This is a genomic window from Syntrophus aciditrophicus SB (assembly GCF_000013405.1).
Taxonomy (GTDB): Bacteria; Desulfobacterota; Syntrophia; order Syntrophales; family Syntrophaceae; genus Syntrophus; species Syntrophus aciditrophicus.
Genome location: NC_007759.1, coordinates 2970567 through 2997246, shown reverse-complemented (window position 1 = coordinate 2997246; position 26680 = coordinate 2970567). Strand labels below are relative to the sequence as shown.

Below are 26680 nucleotides of genomic sequence, written 5' to 3'. Positions count from 1 at the left end.
ATTATACAAGTTCCCGCCCGATGATCATGTTCTGGACTTCACGGGTTCCCTCGTAAATGTCAATTATATGAACATCACGAACGAGCTTGGAAATCTCATACTCATTCGTGAACCCGTAGCCGCCGTGAAGATGGAGTCCCTCGTTTGCACAGAACAGAGCGGCTTCCGCGGCTTCATTTTTAGCCAGGGAGGAATACATGCCCTTATCTGTGGCATTTTCCTGTATCTTGATGGCGGATTTGAGCAAAGCCAGCTCGGAAAGCTCCACTTTTTTCCACATTTGAACCAGCATTTCCCGGGCAACGGGAATGTCGCAGAGCCGCTGACCGAACTGTTTGCGTTCCTTTGTATAAGACAAGGTCAGATCAAAGGCTTTTTTTGCCACGCCGACTCCGATCGCGGCGATCATGGGGCGGGCAAAATCGAGAACGTCGATGATGTACTTAAATCCAAGCCGGCGGTCACCGATAATCTGCCCCGGTTCGATGAGCACATCTTCGAAGGTCACACTGGCGGTATTGGATAGACGCTGCCCCAGCTTATCCTCAGGCTTCCCGACAGTGATCTTTCCTCCGGAGGCCAGTTCAATTTCCCGAATCCCATCGACAGGAGACGCTTTGTCCAGGACAAATGGGGGAACAGGAACCACAACACAGGCCATCAACTGACTGGAAGGTTTTCCCACCTTGCAGAAAACCGTGAATTGCGAAGCGTAAGAGGCATTGGTGATAAAACATTTAGACCCGTTGAGAACATACTTGCCATCGTCGCGCTTTGAAATAAAAGATGTCATGGAGAGGTTATCCGACCCTGCTCCGGGTTCGGTCAAACAAAAGGCGGAAAGAAGCGGCGAATCGACAAAGGGGCGAAGAAAGGCCTCCTTCTGTTCATCTGTTCCATGCTGGGCGATAACCACATTGGCCAGATCGTTGCACATGGCTGAAGTCGCAATTCCGGAATCGCCATAAGCCAGTTCCCTGATGATCAGTGCGGCGGAGACTACGTCAACATGGTAGCCTTTGATGGATTCCGGGATGCTGATATTCATGATGCCCATTTCCCAGGAAGTCTTGATCAGATCCATGGGAAAGACATGCCTGCGATCCATTTCCAGAACATGGGGCAGGATGTCGTTCTTGACAAAACGCTGCACTGTAGTCACATACATCTGTTGAGTATCGGTCAGGCTCAGATCCATATTATTATTATCCTTTCTTAAACCGGTCGGAGTATAAAAGTCCGTCAATCACTTTTCATTACGGAAAAGACGTTCAGCAGCCGAAAGGGTGGTGACGGAAGAACAGGTTATGCCGATTGTCTTGAAAAAGTCACGAAGCGGCCGACCGGGTCCGACTTCAAAGACACTTTTTGTTGAGGAAGACAGGGTTCTCATGTTATCGACCCATCGAACGGCGTGGCTGAGCTGCAGAACGAGAGCCGTGGAAACAGCTTCAGTCGTGGGAAGGTGATAGCCACCCGTATAGTTGGAAGTCACCTTATCCGCGTTCTGAGACTTCCAGAGGGGTGAAGAGGCGCGCAATACCTGCTCAAAAGGCTCTTCAATGGATTTCATGAACCGGCTGTGAAAGGGTGCGCTGACCCGCAACGGAACCACCCGGAAGGAGGAATCCGTGAACTGCTCTGTCAGGCGGCTTTCCGCGACGGGCAATGCTTTGGCATCTCCGCTGATCACAACCTGGTGCAGAGAATTTTCATTGGCCACATCCACAGGGAGATCGGAAAGCAGGCTGCGGATTTGCTGGACATCCAGATCGTTTAAAATAACGGCTGCCATTCCTCCAACACCGACGGGGACCGCGTTCTGCATCAAACGGCCTCTTTCGTGAACGATGCGCAGCGTATCCTGAAATGGAAAAACGCCGGCTGCAACAAGAGCTGAAAATTCACCGAGACTGTGTCCGCCATAGAAGGAGGGAGAGAAGGAAAAAAGAGTCTGCACTGCCCGGAACATCGCGATTTCAGTGGTAACAATACAGGGCTGAGTAAATTCCGTCAGGTTGAGGCGTTCATCCTCGGAAAAACACAGAGCGGCAACATCCCAGCCCAGAGCATCTGATGCTTCCTCAAATGTCTGTCTGGATATGGGGACATTATCAAAAAAATCTTTTCCCATACCGGGCCGCTGAGATCCCTGGCCCGGGAATACGACGGCTGCAGAGTTTTCATGAATCATGGCAGGCTCCCTAATCATAATTAAACGGAAGTACTATTAGCATGTCATGTGCCAAAGTCAAATTCTAAAATATAAAAATAAATATAAAATGAAAACAATTAGTTGAAAATGATGCGAAGAACAGCAGGCGACAGGAAGAAATAAAAAGTGTATAAGACACTTCGCGGTGCGAACTAAATTACGCACTGGCGACGTGCGGGAATCATAACCTGTGAGAAAGGAATAACTCCCTGGAAAAGGACGGAATTCATACACCATGATGGAAACCTTCATACTGGCAACGGTCAGTCTGATCATCGCCATATCACTCTTTATCAACAAAAATAAGGATGAAAAAAAAATAACCTTCGCCATCCTGTGTATGGGGATCTTTTTGCAGAGATCGGCTTCGTTCCTGTTTTTTGTGGCGGGTGCGGAATACTGGAAAACCCTGGGGGAACTGGGGTTGCTTCTTCTTCCTGCAGTGAGCCTGAATTTTACGCGAACCCTGATCATCAAAGGGGACTACATAAAGAAAAAGCAGGTGATCGCTGCGTTCGTTGTTCCTATCCTGGTTTTTCTGGCGGAACTGACGGGGATCATTCAGGAACATACATTCCATCTCCTGATGGCCGTCTATATCGCCGGCGTTGCCGTTGCCATCTATTTATCGATCGTGGTCTATACGATAAAAAAGGCCGTGAGTGTGGAAAAAAGAAGACTGATTTACCTGGCGATTGCCTGCGCCATTGCAGCAGGATTCTGCCTGCTGGATTTCGCTCTGCAGAAGGAAATGGAGCTCCCGCCTTTATCGAATATCGTTATTGCCGCGCTACTTTACTTTGTTCTTCTGATCGTCGCCTATCCTCATCTGACCCGGCTACACGAACTCATGGCCAGAACCCTGGTGATAACGATTCAGACTATTCTGGCAACAGGATGTTTCTATCTCGTGATTACTCTGTTCACCGCAGACTCGACGATACCCTTCACCCCCATACTGGTGTCGGCATTTGTCATTGTGATATCTGTAACGCCTTTGAAAGTGATCATGAAAAAAATATTCAGTTATTTCTATCCAGGCAGTCAGGATGTCTTTACCTCTCTTTACGCCTTTGACGAACGATTGGAGCGGGAGAAGTCCATGATGCTGGAGGAAATGGCGCCGGTTCTTGCTCATGAAATAAAAAATCCCCTGGGTTCCATCAAAGGGGCGGCGCAATACCTTGCTACAGAGATAGACAGTGAAGAAAACAGAAAGATCCTGAATGTCATCATCGAAGAAACAGATCGCCTTAATGGGGTTATGTCCCAATTTTTAAATTATGCCAAACCCTACCGATACGAAAAAACGGAACAGAAGGTCGAACCCATGCTGCAGAAAATTCTGTCCCTCGTCGAGGCCAGGCAGATTATTGATCGCGTAGCCATCAAAAAAGAAATACAGGAGAATCTTCCCGCCATAAGAATTGACTCGGAGAAAATCATGCAGGTTATTCTGAACATCGTCTTTAACGCCATTGAGGCGATGCCGGAGGGAGGAACGCTGACGCTCGGTGCCAGAAGGATCGAAAAAGAAAACCGTGAGGGTATTGAAATTATGGTCAGGGATACGGGAAAGGGCATTGCCAGAGAAGATTTGAAAAATATCTTCAAGCCATTTTACACGACAAAAGAACGGGGGGTCGGATTGGGATTGGCGATATGCAATCGAATCGTGAGAAGCCATGGGGGAGAAATCAAGGTGAAATCCTTCGTGGATAAAGGAAGTACGTTCAGAATAAGACTGGTGGATTGAAGAGAGCGCTTCCCGGGACTCTCCGATGATGAAGGATAAGAATTCACCTATGGATCAGGCTCACAGATAAAGAAACGATATATCGCAGGTGTAGAGAGAAGAAAAAATGGAGAAAGTATTAATTGTCGACGACGAACTGAACATGCGCGTCGTTCTTCAGGCCATGCTGAAGAAGAAGGGCTACCAGGTTGCTCAGGCCGCTGATGGTCTGGAAGCGCTGGAGTGTCTTGAGAAGGAACAGATCGACGTCGTGGTCACGGATCTGAAAATGCCGAAACTCAGCGGGCTAGGGCTGCTTGAACACGTTACGTCAACTTATCCCGAAACGCCGGTCATCATCATCACCGCGCATGGAACCATCGAAACGGCGGTCGATGCTCTAAAAAAAGGGGCATTCGATTACATCACCAAACCCTTTGATCGGGATGAACTGATCAGTGTCATTGAAAAGGCGATCCGAACCCGGATTAAAAATCATGGCGAGGTTATCCTGGCGGAAGAGGAAATCGATAAATACGGAATCGTCGGGTGCAGCGAAAAGATCAGGGAGATATACAAAACGATAGAAAAAGTGGCCTCGACCAAGACAACGATCCTGATTACAGGAGAGACCGGAACAGGAAAGGAACTGATTGCCCATGCCATCCATCGGGGAAGCCCGAGAAAGGATAACGCCTATATCAAAATCAACTGCGGGGCCATCGCAAAAAATCTCATCGAAGCGGAATTGTTCGGATATGAAAAGGGGGCCTTTACCGGAGCTGCGTCGGCAAAACCGGGGAAATTTGAACTGGCCGACCAGGGGACCATCTTTCTCGACGAAATAGGTGAAATCCCCAGGGATATGCAGGTCAAGCTTCTGCAGGTTCTGCAGGATCAAACCTTCGAAAGAGTCGGCGGAATCAAGACGATCCAGGTGGATGTTCGAATCATCGCGGCGACCAACCGGGACCTGATCAAAGAAATCAAGGAAGGGAATTTCCGCGAAGATCTTTACTATCGATTAAATGTCGTTCCGATCAAGATGCCGCCCCTGCGGGAAAGAAAAGAGGATATCATCCCGCTGACGCATTATTTTCTGGATCGATTCAATGACAAGCTGAACATGGATATTAAAGGAATAGACCCACAGGTCCTGGAATGTTTCAAGAAATACAATTGGCCCGGCAACATCCGGGAACTTGAGAACCTGATTGAACGGATCATTCTGTTAACCAAGGGAAATACGATTTCTCCAGAGGATGTTCCCGAGGAAATTAAAACAATGGAGGATCAAGATCTTCCGGAAAATGAAGTCCATGAAAAAAATCCCTTTGAAGAATATCTCTTGAGAGAAATGGAGAATTTTACGGAGAGGCTTGTCCTGATGGCGCGAAGTGAAAAGAAAAGGGAGGCGGGAGATCGCCTTGAAGAGGACTCATTGGATTCAACGGAAAAAGATCAGGGCGTGTATCGGAAATTTATCAAAAGTAAAACGGCGGAAGTCGAAAAAAAAATGATTGAAAAGATACTCGAAGAGTGCAGCGGCAACATCACCCATGCCGCCAAACGCCTGGGTTTCAGCAGAAAGGGTCTGCAGATCAAGATGGTGAAGTATAATTTAAGAAAGAAATAGCCGTTCCTTCATTCAAAGAGGTTGCCCCAGCCCAGAGCGGCATCCTGATGCTGCTGAAAAGAAAGCATGCGATCCTGAATCTCAAGACGGATCTGTTCGAAATTTTCCGAGTCAAGGTCCTTAGGGATGGAAATGGGAGCATCCCAGGAAATAACAATGCGACTGAAGGGTTTGGGAACAAGGAATCGGTCCCAGCTGTTTAAAATCCATGCGCGGCTGGCGGAAACGGAGATAGGGAAAATCGGAACTCCGGAAATCTGTCCCAGGGTGATGAGGCCGGGTTTGATGATTCCCCGCGGGCCGCGTGGACCATCCACAACATGGACTGCGGGATGAGTCTTGAGATCCAGGATCAGGGAAGAAAGCGCCGATGGTCCACCCCGGGAACTGGAACCGCGAACCGGTCGGAAATGCATACAGGAGAACAGCTGAGACACCATCTCGCCATCGCGACTCCGGCTGATCATCACGGAAGGGCCATAAGGGGAAAACCGGCGGGCATAAGGAAATACGGCCAGGATTCTCTGATGCCAGATGGAGACAATAGCCCGCTCCCCGAGGGAAAGACTCTGCAGAACCGGGGCGTCACTTGTAATGGTCAATTTGCAGAAGAGGAAGTAAAAGCGGAACAGAGAGTAAATCTGGCGAATAAGGCCATGGTTGATTGTAAAAAGAGAGAAATTCTTGAACACTCAAACCTCGTTGCGGCTGTTCCATGTGAAGATGAAGCATTTTCCCGGGGATTCTTTTTAATAAGGCGGAATTGCTTTCCCCCGACTCCCTGCTTCAGGGATGGCCTCGGTGACGGCCCTAAACCCCTTTTCCTCTAATCAGGTCTCCCTGATGTTCCTTCTCGCGAAATGCATGTTTTCAAAGGCCGACGGACTTCAGGGGGCATTTCTCGCAAAGCGGAACGGTACGGCAAAACGTCTTCCCCGCATTGACAATCAGGGCGTGATACTGGTTATAGATAGAAACATCCAGGGGAAGGTTCCTCATAAAATAGTCCTGGAGCTCATCATAGGAAATATTCGAAGCCACCATGCCGTGCCGGGAGAGAATCCTTCTGGTATAGGCATCGATAACAAACACGGGCCTGTGACCGGCATAGAGTAAAATGCTGTCCGCCGTTTCCTTTCCGATGCCCTTTATTTTCAGCATTTTCTCTCTGAGCTTCCATAAATCATCCTGGAACATTTTTTTTAAGTCCCAATCATAATGATTTTGCAGAAAACTCAAAAAATTCTTTATTCTTGCCGCCTTGATGCGGAAGTAACCCGAGGGGCGAATCAGTTCTTCGAGGACGCGGTGATCCATCTCATACAGTAATTGAGGCTCCAGCAGATTGAGAGCCTTCAGGTTTTCGATGGCACGTTCCACGTTCTGCCAGGCTGTGTTTTGTGTGAGGATCGCGCCTAAGATCACTTCAAAGGATGAATCCGCCGGCCACCAGTGAAGATCGCCAAAGTGACTGTTGAGCCTGCTGTATATAACGGACAGCTCGCAGGATTCTGTCTTCGATTTCATGACGGAACGACCTGAATATTTACTGTTGCAGGGCAACAAAGAAGGTGGATTGACCTCGCTTGACCAGCAGAAGGAGATTCTGTTTTGCCTCTTTTCGGGACAATTCTTTGAGATAGTCTTTTTTGGAAGCAATTTTTGCGCGATTGACCTGCAGGATGACATCCTGGGGTTGAATGCCCACATCATCAGCTGGACTTCCCTCGCGAACGTCCGTCACGATCACTCCCGTACGACTGGACAATCCCAGATATTGTGCGATCTCAGGCGTGATGTCGTGCACCACCATGCCGTAATCATCCCGGGAGGTTTTTCTTGCCGCATACTCGCCGCGGTCTGTTCGCTCCGCAACGAGAACATTCACGTTCATGGGGCGGTTGCCTCGCAGTAATGTGATATTGATGCGATCCCCCACGTGAAAGTTGGCAATCATCAGCAGCAGTTCGTGCGAGTTGATGACTGTCTTGCCGTTGATTTCCGTAATGATATCCCCCGGCTTGATTCCCGCGTTGCTGGCCGGATCGCCTTTGAAAACCTCAGCCACCAGGGCGCCCTGCCTGTCTTTCTGCTTCATGCTCTTGGCGATATCCTCGGTGATGTCCTGAACGGAAACCCCAAGCCAGCCGCGTGAAACCTTTCCCTTTGTTTTCAGGTCGGGCAGAATATTTTTGGCCATATTTACAGGGATTGCAAATCCGATCCCCTGTCCCTGGGCGACAATGGCGGTATTAATCCCGATGACTTGTCCATCCATGCTGAACAGAGGGCCGCCGCTGTTTCCCGGATTGATGGAGGCATCCGTCTGAATGAAATTATCATAGGGGCCCGCGCCGATCACCCGACCTTTCGCACTGACAATTCCAGCCGTGACTGTCTGCTCGAGTCCGAAAGGATTGCCGATCGCCAGGACCCATTCCCCCACCCGCAACTTATCGGAATCGCCTATTTCAACAACGGGCAAACTGACAGTTGGCTTGATCTTGATCAGGGCGATGTCTGTCTTGGCATCTTTTCCGATGACGCGCGCCTCGAATTCCTTGCCGTCCGAAAGCTTCACCAGAATCTTGTCTGCCTGCTCCACGACATGGTTATTGGTGAAAATGTAACCGTCATGACTGATGATGAAACCGGACCCGAGGCTTTTCTTCTTGAACTCACGCTTGGGAACATCGCCAAAGAACCGGTCAAAGAATTCATCCCCCCAGAAATACCGTTCAAAAGGCGATCCTTCGCCGCTGAAAGGCGAGGAAAAAGGATTGGATCCGGAGCGGATGGTCTTGGTGGTGCTGATATTCACGACAGCCGGTTTTAAACGGTCGACCAAGTCCGCAAAGGATCCGGGAGTTCTCGGGTCTATGGGAGATATCGCCGATGCGACCTGGACATCGGGCGCAACCGGTGCAAAGGAGGAACGCAGGACTTCAATCACGGATACGACAAAAAATGCTACGAGAAAAGCTAACAGAAACATAATGAACGTATTTCTGTTCTTACTTTCCTTTTTCATTGAAACCTCCCGATATCAAATCTGATTCTTATTTGATCGGTTTCTCTAACATAAATGTAATGATGTTGCTAATGTTTTATTTTTCCCCCGGGATGACCAGAACGGGTTGTTTTCCTTTAACTTTTAAAGTTTCTCCCGGCAGGAGAATTTTGCGAAGGGGAGATGATCCTGCATGCCCTTTCCAGATTCCGAAAGGGCATGCAGGATGGAAGTAATTTTTTGTAACTTATCAAACTTCAGTAAGAACAGCAGGGAAGGCCGGCAGGAAAATAGCAACTTCGTCTGATGTTCGATCAGTCAGGAAGCCGACGTCAAAACTGTCGGGATCAGCCTGGGAAAGACGACTGGTGCCGGAGATCGTATGGATGCCTGCTGTTAATCCTTAAAGATGGCGCCCGTGCTTGCGGAAGTGACAAGCCTTGCGTAACGGGCCAGATAACCGGTCAGGTTCTGTGATGCTTTGGGTTTCCATTCCTGCTTTCTCTTTTCCAGTTCTTCCGGGTCAACCTTCAAGGTCAATGTTTTTTCCGGGATGTTGATGGCGATCCAGTCTCCCTCCCGGATCAGGGCAATCGGGCCTCCTTCCGCGGCCTCCGGAGAAATGTGCCCGATGGCGGCGCCGCGGGTGCCTCCGCTGAAACGTCCATCCGTAAGCAGAGCGACCGAGGTATCCAGACCCATGCCCGCGATGGCCGAGGTGGGGCTCAGCATTTCCCGCATTCCCGGACCTCCTTTCGGACCTTCGTAGCGGATGACCACAATATCTCCCGCGACAATTTTACCGCCGAGGATTGCGGCAATCGCTTCATCCTCGGAATCGAAGACGCGAGCCGTTCCTTCATTGATCATCATTTCCGGCAGCACTCCGGACTGTTTGACCACCGCGCCATCGGGAGCAAGATTTCCTCGGAGAATGGCGATGCCGCCCTCCTGCCGATAGGCACGGTCCAATGGGCGGATCACCTCCTCATTGAGAACACGTGCCTTTTCCAGGTTTTCTCCAACTGTCCTGCCGGATACGGTTAAAGCCGACTCCTGGATCACCCCCAGTTTACTGATGACTTTCATGACCGCCTGAATCCCGCCGGCGGCATCAAGTTCCTCGATATGGTGGGGGCCGGCCGGACTGAGATGACAGAGATTCGGCGTCCTTGCACTGATTTCGTTGAAAAGGTCAAGATCCAGTCGAATTCCCGCTTCGTGGGCAATCGCCGGGATGTGCAGCACCGTATTGGTGGAGCAGCCCAGGGCCATATCCACAGCGAGGGCATTTTTGAAGGCATCGAGCGTGGCGATGTCCCGAGGCCGGATGTTTTTGGAGACCAGATCCATGATTCGGACTCCCGCCTCTTTAGCAAGGCGCCGTCGCGCCGCATGAATCGCAGGAATCGTTCCGTTTCCCGGCAGACCCAGGCCCAGTGCCTCCGTCACGCAGTTCATGGAATTGGCCGTATACATTCCGGAACAGGATCCGCATCCGGGACAGGCGCAGTCCTCCAGGGCCTTCAGCTGCTCTTCCGTCATCTTGCCCGCCTTCACGGCGCCGACTCCTTCGAAGACGCTGATGAGATCCACAGACTTTCCATCGAGACGTCCGGCCAGCATGGGGCCGCCGCTGACAAAAATTGATGGAATATTGAGGCGCAGGGCGGCCATGAGCATTCCGGGAATGATTTTGTCACAGTTAGGAACAAGAACCAGGCCGTCAAAGGGATGGGCCATGACCATGGCTTCTGTGGAGTCGGCGATCAATTCCCGGCTGGCCAGGGAATATTTCATACCCAGATGGCCCATGGCGATGCCGTCGCAGATCCCGATGGCGGGAAACTCCACCGGCGTTCCACCTGCCATCCGGATGCCCGCCTTGACATCCTCCACGATCCGATCCAGATGGATATGACCGGGGATGATTTCGTTAGCGGCGTTGACAACACCGATCAGCGGGCGGGCAATTTCTTCATCCGTATAGCCCATTGCCTTGAACAGAGATCGATGAGGCGCCTTTTCAAGTCCTTTTTTCATGATATCACTGCGCATGAATCTCTCCTTCCGGGAATGTTCTCCCTTAAAAAAAGGGATAAACCCGCTGGTTGCAACCGGTTTATCCCCCTGGTACCGTCAAAAAAATCAAATTTAATCCGTACCCTTGTTCATCACCATTCTGCCCTGCAGAAGGGGGCGATGCTATTTTTTGCGTCGTTCCGGTCGCAGATCACGCACAGCGGCTCCGGCGCGCCACATTTCGCTGTTGTGCATGACTTCCAGCTCTTTCTGCAACTTTTCCCGATAATTGGGATCTTTGCCGGCATCGAGCACGATCTGGGTTTCCTTGCCGGTAACCACGCTTTCGTAAAGGGCGTCAAACACGGGGGCGACCGCGTCACGGAAGCGATCCTTCCAGTCCAGGGCGCCTCGCTGGGCGGTGGCGCTGCAATTGGAATACATCCAGTCCATGCCGTTTTCCGCTACCAGGCGGATGAGGCTCTGGGTCAGCTCCTCCACGGTTTCGTTGAAGGCCTCGCTGGGGCTGTGGCCGTTCCTGCGGAGTACGTTGTACTGAGCCTCCATCACTCCAGCCAGGCAGCCCATAAGGACACCCCGTTCGCCGGTGAGATCGCTGTAAACCTCCTTTTCAAAGGTGGTGGGAAAAAGATAACCGGAACCAATGGCGATGCCTACCGCCAGGGTACGTTCCAGGGCCTTGCCCGTTGCATCCTGAAATACCGCATAACTGGAATTGATGCCGCTGCCGTCCAGGAAATTCGTCCGCACGGTGCGTCCGGATCCTTTTGGGGCCACCAGAATGACATCGATATCCGCCGGCGGAATCACGCCGGTCTGTTCCTTGTAAACAATAGAAAATCCATGGGAGAAATACAGAGCGTTGCCCGGCTGAAGGCAGTTTTTCATCACCGGCCACATCTCCTTCTGCCCTGCGTCGGAAAGCAGATACTGGATGATGGTGGCCCGTTTTGCCGCCTCTTCCGGAGAAAAGAGCGTCTCGCCGGGGACAAAGCCGTCTTCTACGGCCTGGTTCCATGAGTATGGGCCTTCACCGACAATGACCTTTATTCCGTTGTCGCGCATGTTCAAGGACTGGCCTCGCCCCTGAATTCCGTAACCGACCACGGCGATCACTTCGTTCTTCAATACCTCCCTGGCCTTTTCCAGGGTAAATTCTTCCAGAGTGATGACATCTTCCACTACACCGCCGAAATCAATTTTTGCCATAATGAGCCTCCTTCTATATTAAAACCGAGATTTTCATCTTGTTGCTTTGAAGTACAGATCTGCCGTTTTGCTCAGAATCCGGAGCTGCTTCCCGGATGATAAGACATCGGTGCAATGGTCCATTGTCCCGATGTGAAGAGATGAGCCGCAGTGCTCTGGATCTGGTTGACTTTCCCGCACTTTTCGTTTGCGAATGTGTTTCGCGAGCCATTCGTAAAACTAAAGCCTTATAACTAAAGCGTTACACTGCCCGTTCTTACAAAGTCATCAATTCCCAGAAGTTCCAGGGACGACAGGGCATTGTCCATGTCTTCCTTTTTGCCCGTCAGCTCAAGGATGCCATATCCGGAGCCGGTTTCTATCACTTCCCCATGGTATCTGTCAACGATTTCCATAATTTTTTCGTGGTTTTCTCCCGTCATCGGCATACGAATCAGGATCATCTCCCGGAGGGGCAGATCCAGGCTGGTCAGATCCGTGACCTGATGAACATCGACGAGACGGTTGAGTTCTTTTTCGATCTTGATGATGGTGTCCTGGTTTCCTTGAGTCGTGATGATAATCCTGGTAATCCGGGGATTGCCCGTCACATTGGCTGTGATGCTGTCGATATTGAAGCCGCGTCCACTGAACGTGCCGGCGATACGGGCCAGGACGTCAGGCTTGTTGCTGGCCAGAATTGAGATGACACTCTTCTTGATTTCCATTTTTCAGCAAACCTTTCTGTCAGTAAAATGAATGGGCGGAGTTGAAGTTCCTTTAATCGGCATCCCGACGCAGGTTTCCCAGCTTCATGTCCGTCAGTCCCGCACCCGGGCTGACCATGGGGTATACCTGCTCTTCCGGTTCCACGTGGAAATCCATCATGACGGCCCTCGGAGTTTCCAGCCCCTTGCGCAGAACCTCTTCCACTTCTTCCGGTTTTGTGGCCCTTAACCCGACGGCACCGAATGCCTCGGCCAGTTTGACGAAATCCAGCGCCTGTTTCATCTCGGTCTGGGAATAGCGTCTGCCGTAAAACATTTCCTGCCACTGCCGGACCATTCCCAGGAAGCCGTTGTTCAGGATGACGACCTTGACCGGCAGATTGTAATGCACGGCGGTAGCCAGTTCCTGGATGTTCATCTGAATGCTGCCGTCTCCGGCAATGTCGACGACCAACCGGTCCGGAAAGGCTACCTGGGCGCCAATCGCCGCCGGAAGCCCGAATCCCATCGTTCCCAGTCCGCCCGAGGAGATGAAGGTATCGGGGTGATCGAACCGGTAGAACTGGGCTGCCCACATCTGATTCTGACCGACTTCAGTGGTAATGATGGCCTCCCCCCGCGTCAGTTCGTAGAGCTTTTCGATGACATACTGAGGCTTGATCTTCGCGCTGCGGCAATAGCTCAGAGGAACCGCCTTCTTCCATTTTTCAATCTGCTCCAGCCATTCCCGGGTTTGATCCGCGGAAAGCAGAACTTCGCCACCGGCCATGGAAAGAAGACGCTGCAGAGCTTCCCGGCAGTCGCTGATGATAGAAACATGAGACTTGACGATCTTGTTGATTGAAACGGGATCGATGTCGATATGAATAATTTTGGCGTGAGGCGCGAATTCCGCCACCTTGGAGGTGACACGGTCGTCAAAGCGCACACCCACGGCAATCAACAGGTCACAGTGACTGACGGCCATGTTGGCGTAATAAGTTCCGTGCATGCCCAGCATGCCCAGCCAGCGCGGGTGAGTTCCGGGAAAAGCTCCCAGTCCCATGAGCGATGCCGTGACCGGAGCATGGATGCAATTGGCAAAGGTCATCAGCTCGGAAACGGCTTTTCCCCGCAGAACCCCGCCGCCGGCGAAAATAACCGGTTTGCGTGCGGTCCGGATCATGGTCAGGGCTGCGGCGCAGGCCTCGTCGATCGGCTCTTTGGGCGGCTCCGGAGGCAGATGAATTTCCATGAAAAGCTCTGTTTCTTCCAGCGTTCCCTGTAGAATATCTTTAGGGATATCGACCAGAACGGGACCGGGACGCCCGCTGTGCGCGATGTAGAAGGCTTCTCTTATAGTACGGCCCAGGTCATCGATTTTTCTGACCAGAAAGTTATGCTTACTGCAGGGACGGGTAATGCCTGTAATGTCCACTTCCTGAAAGGCATCCTTGCCGATCATATGGGTGGGAACCTGCCCGGTCAGGATGACGATCGGGATGGAATCCGCATAGGCATTGGCAATGCCGGTTACGGTGTTGGTGGCGCCGGGACCGGAAGTCACCAGGCAGACCCCGACTTTGCCGGTAGCGCGCGCATAACCGTCCGCGGCGTGGACGGCCCCCTGTTCATGCCGCACCAGATAGTGTTTGATTCCTTCCTGATGGAACAATTCATCATAAAGATCGATGACGGAGCCCCCGGGATAACCGAAAATAGTATCTACTTTTTCTTCCCGCAAGGCTTTAAAAAGGACTTGTGATCCGGTGAGTTTCACGAGAAATACCCCCTGACTGTTAATTTATGAAATAAAAATTCTTCTTTCCAGGAATCTGCAGAGTCCTTCGTCCTCATGCGGAATCCTTCTGCGGGTGCCGCGGAAGGGCGATGGAACCGGTCCGGTTCATCATTTCGACATCGAAAGTTTGAAAATACTTAAAAACTGCATCATTTTCAGACCGGCGGCCCGATGTCTCGATGATGTAATAATCCGGCTGCATACCTATGATCCGGCATCCGAAAGTGTTCACGGCCTGGAGAAGTTCCGCATAGCGATCCGGGGTAATTCTCAGACCGATCAGCATCATTTCCCTTTTAAGAAAACGTTCGCCTGTGTAGTCCAGGACATCCACGACATCAACCAGTTTATCAAGCTGCTTTTTGATCTTTTCCGTAAAATCCGCATCGGCATTGCTGGTTAAAGTGATCCGCGAGATTTCCGGATTCGTCGTTTCCGCGACGCACAGGGTCTTGATGTTATATCCCCGTCCGCTGAAAACTCCCGCGACCCGCGACAGCACCCCCGGTTCATTTTTAACCAGGATCGTGATGGTACGTTCTTCAATGCTCATTTCTGATCTTTCTCCTCTATTGATTTCACTGTGACCGCCCTGCCTGGTTTGTTCCTGTCGGATAAGAAAACCAGACGCTTTCTTCTCAGCAGATCTTGCCGTGGATCATCGATATATTCGGATGGCCGGGAGGGATGATGGGGAACACATAATCGTTCGGGTCAACCATCACCTCCAGCATATAAGGCCCTTCCGCGCCTGCCATGGCGGCAAGGGCCGCTTCGGGGCTGTCGTCCACGGAAATTCTGCGGGCTGGGATGCCGAAACCTTTGGCAACCGTCACCAGATCGACATGCGTGCCGAGATCCACGGTGCTGAAACGGGATTCATAAAACAGATCCTGAAGTTGACGAACCATCCCCAGGTGGCCGTTGTTGAGGACGATGATTTTCACGGGGATATTGTAATAGCTGATTGTGGCCAGTTCCTGAATATTCATGTAGAAGCCGCCATCTCCACAGATCGCTACGACCGACCGATCAGGAGCGCCGATTTTGGCGCCCATTGCCGCCGGTACACTGAATCCCATCGTTCCCATGCCGCCGCTGGTGATCAGGCTGCGTGGGGTGCGCGCCTTCCAGGTTCTCATCGTCCAGATCTGGTTCAAGCCCACATCGGAAATCGCGATGGTTTCCCTGGGCATGGCGTCCTGAACCAGGCTGATAAAATGCCCTGCCTTTCCGCACCCTTTGTAGGGCAGGCAGTTATCCGTTGTTTCCCGCTCCTGCTGTATGCGCTCCATCCATGGCGTCCTTTCTTTCCGTTCCACCAGTTTTACCAGGGCGGATATCGTTTCCCGGATTTCACCCACAAAGGGGAAAGCAACCTTAACGTTCTTGCCGATGGATGTGGGATCGATGTCAGTCTGGGCAATGGTGGCCAGAGGGGCGAATTCATCAATGAGGGAAGTGCTGCGATCCGAGAAGCGCATGCCGACAGCCAGAATGAAATCAGACTGATGAACGATGCTGTTCGCCAGCTGATTGCCGTGAGTGCCGATGAAACCCAGATCATAGCCGTTTCCGGAAGTGATCGAACCCACGCCCATCATCGTGGTGGTAAAGGGAATACCGCCTTTTTCAATGAGTCCAAGCATGAGATCGCAGGAGTTGCTCAACTTGACGCCGCCGCCCATGATGATCACGGGACGTTCACTCTGATTCAGAGCCCTGGCAATTTTTTCCAGTTGTTGCCGATCCGAGGGACTCTGCTCCACTGTGGCTTCGGGTGCTTCCTGTCGGGGAGCCGCCCGTTCACACCGTGCAGCCAGGATATCCCGGGGCATATCCACCAGGACCGGTCCCGGTCGTCCCGAGCGTGCCAGTTTGAAGGACTGGCGAAGGATGGTGGCCAGATTGTTCACATCATGCACCAGATAGCTGTGCTTCGTTATCGGCAGTGTAATCCCGATTATGTCTGTTTCCTGAAAAGCGTCCCGTCCCATGAGGCTGGTGTTGACCTGGCAGGTCAGAGCGACAATGGGGGATGAATCCATATGGGCGGTCGCGATGCCCGTCACCAGGTTGGTCGCTCCCGGTCCTGACGTGGAAAGGCAGACACCTACTCTGCCGGTAGCCCGGGCATAGCCGTCAGCGGCATGCGCGGCGGCCTGTTCATGCCGCGTCAGGTAATGACGGATGGGGCTGCCCAGCAGCCGGTCGTGCAGAGGCAGAGAGTTTCCCCCGGGATAGCCGAAAATGGCCTCCACACCTTCCTCCTGAAGGATTTGCAGGACAATGTCCGCACCGATGGTTTCCATGATTTTTAATACTCCTTTCAGACTGGACCACTTCCCTGTTCAGGGCCACGCAAGGCGTTTCACCGCGGGGAGCCTTTTGAGGAAGCAAATTTTTTTAAGTTTTTATAAAAGCATTACGGATATCGAAAAACAAAAGAGCCGCACGTTCTGTCTGCAATGCGGCTCTTTTCCATAAAAAGAAGAGCCGCAGTTCCTTTAAGGGGCCTGCGGCTCTTCTTTCTTTATGTCATTTTTCTAAAGAAACCGAGCAACAGTCCCCTTCCGTACGGTGACTACGGTTACGATGCCCAGTATCAGAATAATCGCTTTAATCATGACGACATTTTCCTTTAAAAATCTTATGTTCACACAAAAAACTATCAGTATTTTCTATCGAAAAAGAAAACCCTTGTCAAGAAAATTCTTGAAATAAATAAGCACTTCCTTGTCGTTTTTTAACTCCTAAAAAGGAAATCTGAACTTCCAGCCGGGATCCTCTTCACCCTCCTCCTCCGTTGAGGTGCTTCCCTCCGCGTCGGCGGGGATCGCGTCGGGAGGGGCGGTCCCGTCAATAAAAGGCTCGGGAAGCGCGCCTTCGTTTCGCCGGACAAAGACAATTCCATCCGGAACGGGAAAACTCTCCACCGGCTTGTTGGCTAAAGCCCTTTCCATACAGTAGAGCCAGATCGGCGCAGCGGCCAGGCCACCGACTTCCTGGTTGCCCAGAGGGCGCTGCTGGTCAAAGCCGACCCAGACGCCGGTGACAAGAGAGGGGGTGAAACCGACAAACCAGGCATCATGCACGTCGTTGGTTGTTCCTGTTTTTCCTGCTACAGGCCGGCCGATACTTTTAACGCGCTGCCCCGTCCCGCTTTCCACAGCATCCTGCAGAATGGAAGTCGTCAGAAAGGCGATGCGGGGATCGATGGCCTGCTCCACTTTAATTGTGTGCTCTTCAAAGACATAGCCCGTCCGATCCACGATCTTCTTGATCATGAACGGTTCCACGATTTTCCCTCCATTGGCCAGGACGGCATAGGACCGTACCAGCTCCTGCAGGGTGACCGCCGAGGAACCCAGGGCAAGCGACAGGTCCCGGGCCAGCCGTGAAGAAATCCCCATGTTGGCGGCATAGGCAATGGCGTAATCCACACCGATTTCCTGCAGCAGTTTGATCGTGACAACGTTGCGGGATTGAACGAGGGCCGTGCGCAGGGAGATCGGTCCCAGAAATTCCTCGTCATAGTTTTGAGGTGTCCAGGCATGTCCCATCCCATCCTCGAAAGCAAGCGGAGCATCGACAATCTCCGTGGCCGGGGTCATTCCCCGATCGAAAGCCGCCGCATAGATAATGGGTTTGAAGGCGGAACCCGGCTGCCTTCGCGACTGAGTGGCACGGTTGAATTCGCTTTTGCTGAAGTCCCGGCCGCCGACCATGGCCCGGATGGCCCCTGTGCGGGCGTCCATGCAAAGGAGGGCGCCCTGAACCATATCCCTTGAGTAGCCCTGCCGACTTTCCAGTTCCTTGAGCCCCCGTTCGACGGCGTCCCGTGCTGCCTGCTGAGTGCGGATGTCCAGCGTGGTATATACTTCAAGGCCCTCCTTATACAAGGCGTCACTGCCGTACTTTCCCTGGATGTAACGGCGGATATTTTCGATAAAGTAGGCGGCAACCCGGTCTCTGGGCCGGATCGATCTTAGGGGCAGAGGCGTCTGCAGCACATGGTTCTTCTCTTCCTCGGTGATGTGGCCATCCTCCACCATCCGGCTCAGGACGTAGGTTTGACGCTGCCGGGCCCGCTGATAACTGGTATAAGGATCATAACTGGAGGGCGCCTTGGGCAGTCCGGCCAGGAGAGAGGCTTCGGAAAGTTTAAGATCCCGCGTTCTTTTTCCGAAATAAACCTGAGAGGCCGCTTCAATCCCATAAGCGCCGTGGCCAAGATAAATATGATTGAGATAGAGATTCAGAATTTCCTTTTTCGAAAGGGAACGGTCGATCTTATAGGCCAGGACGGCTTCCTTGATTTTGCGGCTGTAACTTTTTTCCGAGGACAGATAGAGGGCCTTGGCGACCTGTTGCGTAATGGTGCTGCCCCCCTGGACAATCCTTCCGGCCCTGAGATTTCTGAAAAAGGCCCGGGAAATGCTCTGCACGTCAAAACCGCGGTGTTCAAAAAACCGGGCATCCTCAGCGGCCAGAAAGGCTTTGATGACCAGGGATGGGATTTCCTCGAATCTGACCAGCTTACGATTTTCCATGTAGAATTCGTCGATCAGTTCATTATTGTCCGCGTAAACCCGGGTGGTGATGCTTGGCCGGTATTCCTTCAATGCGGCAATGCTGGGCAGATCCCGAAGAACGACATAATAGAGGATGCTGCTGCCCACCAGCAGGGCCAGCAGGAGAAAGAAAACAAGCACGATCAGAATACTGCCGGCAGAACACCGGTTTCTTGTCACTGGATGTTGAGAAGTTTTGACCATCTTATTCAGCCTTGGGCGTTTCCGGGATGTCTTCCTCTTCTTCTTTTCGGTCGATCTCGTTGCCGGTTTCCTCCAGAGTGCCGCGACGCTTGCGCCCCGCTAACCGGGAGACCAGGATGCTGACTTCATAGAGAACCATGAGGGGAAGGGCCATGAGGATCTGGCTGACCGCGTCCGGTGACGGCGTCAGCACGGCCGCGACAATGAAGATGATCAGGATGGCATAGCGTCGCTGTGAGGAAAGCATCCGGGCGTTGATGACGCCGACCTTGGTCAGGAAAAAAACAAAGACCGGCAACTCAAAGCAGAGTCCGAAGGCCAGCAGAAATTTCAGGGCAAGACTGAGATATTCCCGCATGGAGACCATGGGTTTGAGGAAATCGGAGGAAAAGGAGACGAAGAATTTAAAAGCTGGCGGCAACGCGATAAAGTATCCGAAAAGGACGCCACCGGCAAACAGCAGGGTCGAAAAAAAGACAAAGGGAAGAACGTATCTCTTTTCTTTCGGATAGAGGCCGGGTGAAACAAATTTCCAGATCTCATAAAGAATGTAAGGACTCGTCAGGATCAGCGATGAAAAGAAAGAGATCTTCATATAGGTAAAAAAGGCCTCCGGCAGGGAGGTGAAGATCATGAAACTGTTTTTGGGCATGACTGCGATCAGGGGACGGGTCACCACAAAAAAAAGCCAGTCTTTGAACATGTAGCAGAGAGTGAAGCCGATTCCGAGGGCAATGAAAACATGAATGAGACGTTTTCGCAATTCCTCCAGATGGGACGTCAAGGGCAGTTTTTCATCAGCAGGTAGAGTCATGGGCAATTCCTGAATGGGCATTTCCTGGATTGACGAGAGGGAAGAGCCTCGCTCTCGAATCCTGAAGGTTTCAGATTACGCATCTTGTCCGGGGGAAGAGGAAGGAGGGGGCTGTTTGATTTCCCGGGACTCGTTTCGGGATGATTGAAAGGGTTCGCTGGAGTTTCTTTCTGCATTCTTATTTTCATCGAGAAGCAGATTCTTCCCGTTTTTCCCTTCTTTCTGCGCCGGTTGTGGCTCATCTTCCTGCAGGGTGCCTTTCAGGCTGTCGGTTACGTCCTCCGCGGTTTTGCGGAATTCAGAAAGGCCTTTCCCCAGAGACTTTGCCACGTCGGGAAGTCGCTTCGGTCCGACAACGAGAAGCGCGATCACGACGATCAAGATGAGTTCCGGCATGCCGATATTAAACATGATTTCATTCACTCCTGTTAATTCATGGCCGTTTATATATATGGAGATGGAAGATTGTCAATGGATTTATCGTGATATGGAAACCCTCGGAATAAGCGGCTGAAACGGCAGAATTCGGGGGCATGTCCTGTCGAGACACGCGAAGGGCGCCGGAAAGCGAACTGGAATAACAGGAACTTTTACTGATGCGTTCCTATAATTCCTCTGATCCTTGTCAGGAGAAATATTTTTGCGTTTCATGGATATTTATGGTAGGTGGCATTCCTTATAGAAATCGCTATGGTGCGTGAAAAAACCGACGCGGTCGAAGCAGTCCGTCGGGCTTCACTCAGAAATTCGAGGTAATTCGTATTGAAGATCTCAAAAGAAGAAGTAGCCTATGTCGCTCATCTGGCACGGTTGGAATTCAGCGAGTCGGAAATGGAAACCTTTACGTTTCAGATGAATGAAATTCTGCTGTACATGGATAAACTCAATGAAGTCGACACGTCGGGGGTGGAACCCCTGAGCCATGCCATCGCCCTGCACAACGCCTTCCGGGAAGACAAGGTCCAGGAGTCCCTCTCTCAGGACCTCTCCCTGGCCAATGCACCGGATCCCCGGGGTGAATTTTTCCGGGTGCCCAAGGTGATCGATTAACCTTACAGGATGTTTCCGGGACGGAAGGCGGCGGCAGGAGCGTTTGATGCTTCCTGAGCCGGCCGCTGTTCCGCAAAGAGGAGAATATGGAACTCTATCAACTGACCATTCACGAGTTACAGAATAAAATCCGGCAGGGCGGAGTCACCTCGACGGCCATTGTTAATTCCGTTTTCGGCCGTATCGACGCCGTGGAGGAGAACGTTCATTCCTACATCACCCTGATGCGGGAATCGGCCCTTGAAGAGGCGCAGAAAGCCGACGAACAGATCCGGACGGGAGAAATCAATGCGTTGACGGGCATTCCCGTTGCTCTGAAGGACATTTACTGCACCCGGGGCGTCCGGACAACCTGCGGCTCTCTCATCCTTGACAATTTCATTCCGCCTTACGACGCTACGGTTGTTGTCAAACTGCGGGAAGCCGGAGCGGTCTTCACGGGAAAAACGAATATGGATGAATTCGCCATGGGATCGTCGACGGAAACGTCCTATTACGGCTTCACACGGAATCCCTGGGATCTGGAACGGATACCGGGCGGTTCCAGCGGAGGCTCGGCCGCCGCGGTCGCAGCGGACGAGTGCATCGCTGCTCTCGGATCGGATACGGGCGGTTCCATCCGCCAGCCCGCAGCCCTGTGCGGTGTGGTTGGAATGAAACCCACCTATGGCCGGGTTTCCCGCTTCGGCCTCATCGCCTTTGCCTCATCCCTGGATCAGATCGGTCCTTTCACGAAGGACGTGGAGGACTGCGCCATTTTATTGAACGTCATTGCAGGCTATGACCTTCGGGACTCCACGTCGGTTCCGGTGGACGTTCCGGACTACCGGGATTATCTGAATCGGGGGATCGAAGGCTGGACGGTGGGCATCCCGAAGGAATACTTCATCGAAGGAATCGATCCCGAGGTGCGGGGCGCCATCGAACAGGCCATCAGGACCGTGGAAGGCCTGGGAGCCCGGTGCCGGGAAATCTCCCTGCCGCATACCGACTACTGCGTGGCGGTTTATTACATCATCGCCCCGGCGGAGGCCAGTTCCAACCTGGCTCGGTACGACGGCGTCAAGTACGGGTTCCGCGCCGCCGACTGCCGGGATCTTCTCGACATGTACAAAAAGACGCGGTCGGCCGGCTTCGGCACCGAGGTGAAGCGACGCGTCATGCTCGGAACCTACTCCCTTTCTTCCGGTTATTATGACGCCTATTACAAGAAGGCCTCCCAGGTCCGGGGGCTCATCAAGAGGGATTTTGAAGAAGCCCTGAAGGACTGCAATGTCATCCTGACCCCCACGACGCCGACGCCGGCCTTCACGATCGGTGAAAAAACCGACGATCCGATGCAGATGTATCTCTCCGACATCTTTACCATTTCCGCAAACCTTGCTGGCATTCCCGGGATTTCTGTTCCCTGCGGGTATACGCAGAGCGGACTGCCTGTCGGCATCCAGTTTCTGGCGGGACATTTTGAAGAGGGCAAACTCCTGCAGATCGCGTCCGCCTATGAGAGGAATGCCCATATCGAAAAAAGGAGGCCAATCCTCTGATGGAATACGAACCTGTAATCGGGCTGGAAGTTCATGCCCAACTGCTTACGGAATCCAAGATCTTCTGCGGCTGTTCCACTAAATTCGGAGCAGCCCCCAATTCTCATACCTGCCCGGTATGCCTGGGAATGCCCGGCGTGCTGCCTGTTCTGAACAAAAAAGTGGTGGAATTCGGGATGAAGATGGCCCTGGCGACCCATTGCCGGATCAACGAGGAATGCAGCTTCGCCCGGAAGAATTACTTCTACCCCGACCTGCCCAAGGGATACCAGATTTCCCAGTATGCCTATCCCCTGGCGGAATTCGGCTATGTGGACATTGAAGTGGAAGACGGGAAGAAACGGATCGGTTTGACCCGCATCCACATGGAGGAGGACGCGGGCAAGCTGATCCATGATCCCCATAATCCGTCGAGTTACGTGGATCTCAATCGGACCGGCGTGCCGCTGATCGAGATCGTCAGTGAACCGGATATGCGCAGCGCCGAGGAGGCCGCGGCCTATCTGCGGCGGCTCCATGAAATTCTCGTTTATCTCGAGATCTGCGACGGCAACATGGAGGAGGGCAGCTTCCGCTGTGACGCCAATGTGTCCCTCCGGCCCCGGGGAGAAAGCGAGTTCGGGACCCGGACGGAACTGAAAAATATGAACTCCTTCCGCAATGTCCAGCGCGCCCTGGAGTATGAAATCAAGAGGCAGCAGTACATCCTGGAAGGGGGCGGGAGCGTGGTGCAGGAAACCCGCCTCTGGGACGACAGCCAGGGGGTGACGCACCCCATGCGCAGCAAGGAAGAGGCCCATGATTACCGCTACTTCCCCGATCCGGATCTCGTGGCGGTGAAGATTTCCGCGGACTGGGTGGAGGCCGTGCTACGGGAACAGCCCGAACTGCCCCTGGAAAAGCGCGAACGCTTCGTGCGGGATTACGGCATCCCGCCTTACGATGCCGGCGTTCTGTCTTCGAGCCGTCCCCTGGCCGATTACTATGAAGAAGTCGCCCGGCAGTCCGGAAATCCCAAGGCGGCCAGCAACTGGGTGATGGGAGATCTCCTGCGCTTCCTGAACGAGGAGAAGCGGGAAATCCGGGATTGTCCCATCTCCGCCGCTTCCCTGGGAGAACTGATCCGTCTCATCGATCAGGGTACGATCAGCGGCAAGATGGCCAAAGAAATCATCGAAGAGATGTATCGGACGGGCAAAACGGCTCCGGCTGTTGTGGAAGAAAAGGGAATGGTTCAGATCACCGACGAGGCCGCGCTTTCCGGTGTAATCACCGGAATTCTGGAGGCGAATCCGAACCAGCTGGCCCAGTATCGCTCCGGCAGGGACAAGCTCTTCGGCTATTTCGTCGGCCAGGTCATGAAGGCGACCAGAGGCAAGGCCAATCCTCAGGTCATCAATGACCTCCTGAAGAAGATGCTGGCGGGATAAGTGTCGGAAGAACTGGAGAATACAGGATGTCAGCGAGTTTTACTACAATAGCCTGGCGGAATGATGCTGTTCTTCTTCTGGATCAGCAGGCCCTGCCGGGAGAAGAGCGCTATCTGACCTGCACCCGTTTCGAAGAGGTGCTGACGGCCATCAGGGATCTGACCGTACGCGGCGCCCCAGCTATCGGTGTGGCCTCGGCCATGGGCATTGCCCTGGGGGCGCTTTCCCTGCCGGACGACTCTCCGGAGGCCTTTTGCAATGGCTTTGAGGCCCTCTGCGACCGGTTTGCCCAGGCACGACCCACGGCGAGAAATCTTTTCTGGGCCGTGGAACGGATGAAACGCTGTTTTGGAGAGCATTTCCACCCAGATACATCTTCGGAATGCTCTTCAGCAGCACCTGGGAAGGAAATCGCCCGAACACTGGCTGCTGTCCGGAAGGCCCTGGTGGCGGAGGCCCGGCGGATGGCGGAAGAGGACGTGGCGATCAACAGGCGCATCGGGCATTATGGGCAGGTTCTGATCCGCGACGGCTATCGGATTCTCACCCACTGCAATGCCGGAGCCCTGGCCACGGCCGGCTACGGAACGGCGCTGGGCGTCATCAGGGCGGCCAGGGAAGCGGGGAAGCAGGTGCAGGTTTTCGCCGATGAAACGCGGCCCGTCCTGCAGGGAGCCCGTTTGACCGCCTGGGAGCTGCAGAAGGAAAACATCCCGGTCACGCTGATCACCGACAGCATGGCCGGATTCCTCATGAAACAGGGGCGCATTGACTGCATCCTCGTCGGGGCGGACCGGATTGCCACCAACGGCGATACCGCCAATAAAATCGGGACGTACACTCTGGCCGTTTTAGCGGCGGCGCATTCGGTCCCTCTTTATGTCGCCGCGCCTCTTTCCACGATTGACAGAAAGCTTTCCAGCGGCAATGAGATTCCTATTGAAGAGCGGCCGGCGGAGGAAATTCTGACCATCCGGGGGGTGCCGATTGCCCCGGCCGGCGTGGAAGTGTATAATCCGGCTTTCGATGTGACCCCCGGCCATTACATTTCAGCCATTATCACGGAAGCCGGCATTGCAGAGTTCCCCTACGAGTCCTCCCTGGAGCGGCTTTTTCTTTCCTTCCCATGAAATCCTTCGACCAGAAACTGCTTCTCTTTGATTTTGACGGCGTTCTCGTCGATTCCCTTGAGGTCTATGAGGATGTGGTCCGTCAGTGTCTGGAAAGACTCGGCAGGCCGATTATCAGAAATCGGGAGGATTTCCTCGCCCTGTACCATGATAATTTCTACCGGGAGGTGGAGAAGCGGGGGATTGATCTTGAGGCCTTCATTGCCGTTCTGGCTGAGATCCGTCCGCATATCGACATCTCTTTGATCCAACCTTATGACATGATGGCATCCGTATTGCTTGAACTGGCGAAACGACACCGGTTGATGCTCATCTCTTCCAATACCGAAAAAACCATCTCGGTTCTGCTGAACCGGATGAACGTTCAGGAGTGTTTTGAAGCTGTTGTGGGTTCGGATGCCCTCCTGAACAAAACGGAAAAGATACTTCGCGCTCAAAGCGAAAGCGGCATGTCCAGAGATTCGGTCTATTATATCGGCGACACGGCCGGTGACATCCGGGAAGCGCGCCGAGCCGGCATAAAAACCATTGCCGTCACATGGGGATGGCACAGCCGGGAAATCCTCGAGTCCGTTTCTCCGGATTTCCTGATCGATACGGCCCCCGCCCTTCTGGAGCTTTTTACGAGGGAACCTTCATTTCATGGATGTTAAATTTATCAATCCCTTTCTGAACGGGGCTTTGGAGGTTATCCGAACGATGGCCTTCATGGAGGCCGTTGCGGCGAAGCCCTATCTGAAGAAGGATGATACGGCCCGGGGGGACGTATCCGGAATCATCGGCATCACTGGGGACGCCACCGGATCGCTGGCCATCAGCTTCAGTGAAGACTGCATCTGCGGGATTGTCGGGTCCATGCTGGGGGAAACCTGCAGCGAAACGACAAAGGAGGTGCTGGATGCTGCAGGGGAACTTACCAACATGATTTCCGGCGTAGCCCGGACAAACCTTGAAAAGATGGGCCTGCAGGTCTATGCAGCCATCCCGTCCGTCGTTTTTGGGAAAAATCATACCCTCCGGCACATTCTGAACAGCCCCAGCATCGTGATTCCCTTTTCCACCGACAAGGGGAATTTTTTCGTCGATGTCTGCATCCGGACCACCGATGCCAGGGCCAGATCCCGGGAAACTTATCAGGTCGTCAATCGCCGGACAGCAGATCTGTTTGCGCCGCTGTTGCCAAAGACTGCGGCGGAACCGGCGCCCGGTCCCATTGTGACAGAAGCCGCGGCTCTGAATTCTGGATCGGAAAAGGGAGAGCAGGAGCAGGATGCAAAGAACCGTCGGGAAAGGCTCAAGGAGACGCTGGACGCAATGATCGAGGACCGTCGCAACACTCAGAAGGTATTATCAGCCCAGCCCTTTATGTCCAGGGAGGAGAGGAAAAAGTTGAATGGGAAAATTGCCCGCTATGACAGGAAGATCCGGCAATTGAAGCTGGACCTGACCGCCCTGGAAATCCTGTCGAAATTATCCATTGATGACCTGGATAGCCCCGTCATCAAAAAGAATCACCAAAATTGCTGATTCTTTCCGCACCCGGAAGGTCCCTTCAAGCATTCCTGCAGCAGATTCCCCCTGTCAGTCCTTCAGGCTTCC

22 protein-coding genes are annotated in these 26680 nt (G+C 52.9%); 8 read left to right on the top strand and 14 right to left on the bottom strand.

What is annotated here, in order from left to right; all coding sequences use genetic code 11:
* Position 1: 1 nt before the first annotated feature.
* Both SYN_RS14025 and SYN_RS14020 read right to left on the bottom strand, forming a co-directional pair.
* Positions 2 to 1198, bottom strand: coding sequence for an acyl-CoA dehydrogenase family protein (locus tag SYN_RS14025; RefSeq protein ID WP_041585160.1), 1197 nt, complete (start codon positions 1196 to 1198; stop codon positions 2 to 4).
* A 48-nt stretch (positions 1199 to 1246) separates the two neighbouring features.
* A complete protein-coding gene (locus tag SYN_RS14020) occupies positions 1247 to 2194 on the bottom strand; it encodes an ACP S-malonyltransferase (RefSeq protein WP_041585159.1) in 948 nt (315 codons plus the stop codon).
* Positions 2195 to 2450: 256 nt separating this feature from the next.
* Here SYN_RS14020 and SYN_RS15535 point away from each other — a divergent pair, with 256 nt between their 5' ends.
* Complete coding sequence (locus SYN_RS15535; protein WP_011418877.1) at positions 2451 to 3971, top strand: ATP-binding protein; 1521 nt, start codon at positions 2451 to 2453, stop codon at positions 3969 to 3971.
* A 106-nt stretch (positions 3972 to 4077) separates the two neighbouring features.
* The gene (locus tag SYN_RS14010) at positions 4078 to 5586 is read left to right on the top strand and encodes a sigma-54-dependent transcriptional regulator (RefSeq protein ID WP_011418876.1); all 1509 of its coding nucleotides are present in this window, start codon (positions 4078 to 4080) and stop codon (positions 5584 to 5586) included.
* An 8-nt stretch (positions 5587 to 5594) separates the two neighbouring features.
* Here SYN_RS14010 and SYN_RS14005 read toward each other — a convergent pair whose 3' ends face one another.
* From SYN_RS14005 to tatB, 12 genes are all read right to left on the bottom strand, one after another.
* Positions 5595 to 6278: a lysophospholipid acyltransferase family protein gene (locus SYN_RS14005; protein WP_049750009.1), complete on the bottom strand. Its 684-nt coding sequence runs from the start codon at positions 6276 to 6278 to the stop codon at positions 5595 to 5597.
* A gap of 178 nt (positions 6279 to 6456) precedes the next feature.
* On the bottom strand, positions 6457 to 7113 hold the full coding sequence (locus SYN_RS14000) for an endonuclease III domain-containing protein (protein ID WP_041585158.1): 657 nt from the start codon (positions 7111 to 7113) through the stop codon (positions 6457 to 6459).
* Between the two features lie 19 nt (positions 7114 to 7132).
* On the bottom strand, positions 7133 to 8617 hold the full coding sequence (locus tag SYN_RS13995; RefSeq protein ID WP_011418873.1) for a DegQ family serine endoprotease: 1485 nt from the start codon (positions 8615 to 8617) through the stop codon (positions 7133 to 7135).
* Positions 8618 to 8992: 375 nt separating this feature from the next.
* A complete protein-coding gene (gene ilvD / locus SYN_RS13990; protein WP_011418871.1) occupies positions 8993 to 10654 on the bottom strand; it encodes a dihydroxy-acid dehydratase in 1662 nt (553 codons plus the stop codon).
* 147 nt (positions 10655 to 10801) lie between these two features.
* A complete protein-coding gene (gene ilvC, locus SYN_RS13985; protein WP_011418870.1) occupies positions 10802 to 11848 on the bottom strand; it encodes a ketol-acid reductoisomerase in 1047 nt (348 codons plus the stop codon).
* 233 nt (positions 11849 to 12081) lie between these two features.
* Positions 12082 to 12555: an acetolactate synthase small subunit gene (ilvN, locus tag SYN_RS13980; protein ID WP_011418869.1), complete on the bottom strand. Its 474-nt coding sequence runs from the start codon at positions 12553 to 12555 to the stop codon at positions 12082 to 12084.
* Between the two features lie 52 nt (positions 12556 to 12607).
* The gene (gene ilvB / locus SYN_RS13975) at positions 12608 to 14314 is read right to left on the bottom strand and encodes a biosynthetic-type acetolactate synthase large subunit (protein ID WP_011418868.1); all 1707 of its coding nucleotides are present in this window, start codon (positions 14312 to 14314) and stop codon (positions 12608 to 12610) included.
* 73 nt (positions 14315 to 14387) lie between these two features.
* Positions 14388 to 14888 carry an acetolactate synthase small subunit gene (gene ilvN, locus SYN_RS13970; protein ID WP_011418867.1) on the bottom strand — a complete coding sequence of 167 codons (501 nt, stop codon included), beginning with the start codon at positions 14886 to 14888 and terminating at the stop codon, positions 14388 to 14390.
* Positions 14889 to 14973: 85 nt separating this feature from the next.
* The gene (gene ilvB, locus SYN_RS13965) at positions 14974 to 16647 is read right to left on the bottom strand and encodes a biosynthetic-type acetolactate synthase large subunit (protein ID WP_011418866.1); all 1674 of its coding nucleotides are present in this window, start codon (positions 16645 to 16647) and stop codon (positions 14974 to 14976) included.
* 441 nt (positions 16648 to 17088) lie between these two features.
* Positions 17089 to 19113 (bottom strand): penicillin-binding protein 1A, encoded by a 2025-nt coding sequence (locus SYN_RS13960; RefSeq protein ID WP_011418863.1) that lies wholly within the window; start codon positions 19111 to 19113, stop codon positions 17089 to 17091.
* Position 19114: 1 nt separating this feature from the next.
* Positions 19115 to 19927, bottom strand: a complete 813-nt coding sequence (gene tatC, locus SYN_RS13955; RefSeq protein ID WP_148202594.1) for a twin-arginine translocase subunit TatC — start codon at positions 19925 to 19927, stop codon at positions 19115 to 19117.
* 75 nt (positions 19928 to 20002) lie between these two features.
* Positions 20003 to 20338: a Sec-independent protein translocase protein TatB gene (tatB, locus tag SYN_RS13950; RefSeq protein ID WP_011418861.1), complete on the bottom strand. Its 336-nt coding sequence runs from the start codon at positions 20336 to 20338 to the stop codon at positions 20003 to 20005.
* A gap of 351 nt (positions 20339 to 20689) precedes the next feature.
* Here tatB and gatC point away from each other — a divergent pair, with 351 nt between their 5' ends.
* The 6 genes from gatC (at position 20690) to SYN_RS15930 (ending at position 26608) form a co-directional block, all read left to right on the top strand.
* Positions 20690 to 20977, top strand: coding sequence for an Asp-tRNA(Asn)/Glu-tRNA(Gln) amidotransferase subunit GatC (gatC, locus tag SYN_RS13945; protein ID WP_011418860.1), 288 nt, complete (start codon positions 20690 to 20692; stop codon positions 20975 to 20977).
* Positions 20978 to 21063: 86 nt separating this feature from the next.
* The gene (gatA, locus tag SYN_RS13940) at positions 21064 to 22521 is read left to right on the top strand and encodes an Asp-tRNA(Asn)/Glu-tRNA(Gln) amidotransferase subunit GatA (RefSeq protein ID WP_011418859.1); all 1458 of its coding nucleotides are present in this window, start codon (positions 21064 to 21066) and stop codon (positions 22519 to 22521) included.
* A complete protein-coding gene (gatB, locus tag SYN_RS13935) occupies positions 22521 to 23951 on the top strand; it encodes an Asp-tRNA(Asn)/Glu-tRNA(Gln) amidotransferase subunit GatB (protein ID WP_011418858.1) in 1431 nt (476 codons plus the stop codon). The genes gatA and gatB overlap by 1 nt, the downstream gene beginning before the upstream one ends.
* Positions 23952 to 23977: 26 nt before the next feature.
* On the top strand, positions 23978 to 25081 hold the full coding sequence (gene mtnA / locus SYN_RS13930) for an S-methyl-5-thioribose-1-phosphate isomerase (RefSeq protein WP_011418857.1): 1104 nt from the start codon (positions 23978 to 23980) through the stop codon (positions 25079 to 25081).
* Positions 25078 to 25734, top strand: a complete 657-nt coding sequence (locus SYN_RS13925; RefSeq protein WP_011418856.1) for an HAD family hydrolase — start codon at positions 25078 to 25080, stop codon at positions 25732 to 25734. Before mtnA ends, SYN_RS13925 begins: the two co-directional genes overlap by 4 nt.
* On the top strand, positions 25724 to 26608 hold the full coding sequence (locus SYN_RS15930) for a chemotaxis protein CheX (RefSeq protein WP_011418855.1): 885 nt from the start codon (positions 25724 to 25726) through the stop codon (positions 26606 to 26608). The genes SYN_RS13925 and SYN_RS15930 overlap by 11 nt, the downstream gene beginning before the upstream one ends.
* The last annotated feature ends 72 nt before the right edge of the window (positions 26609 to 26680 follow it).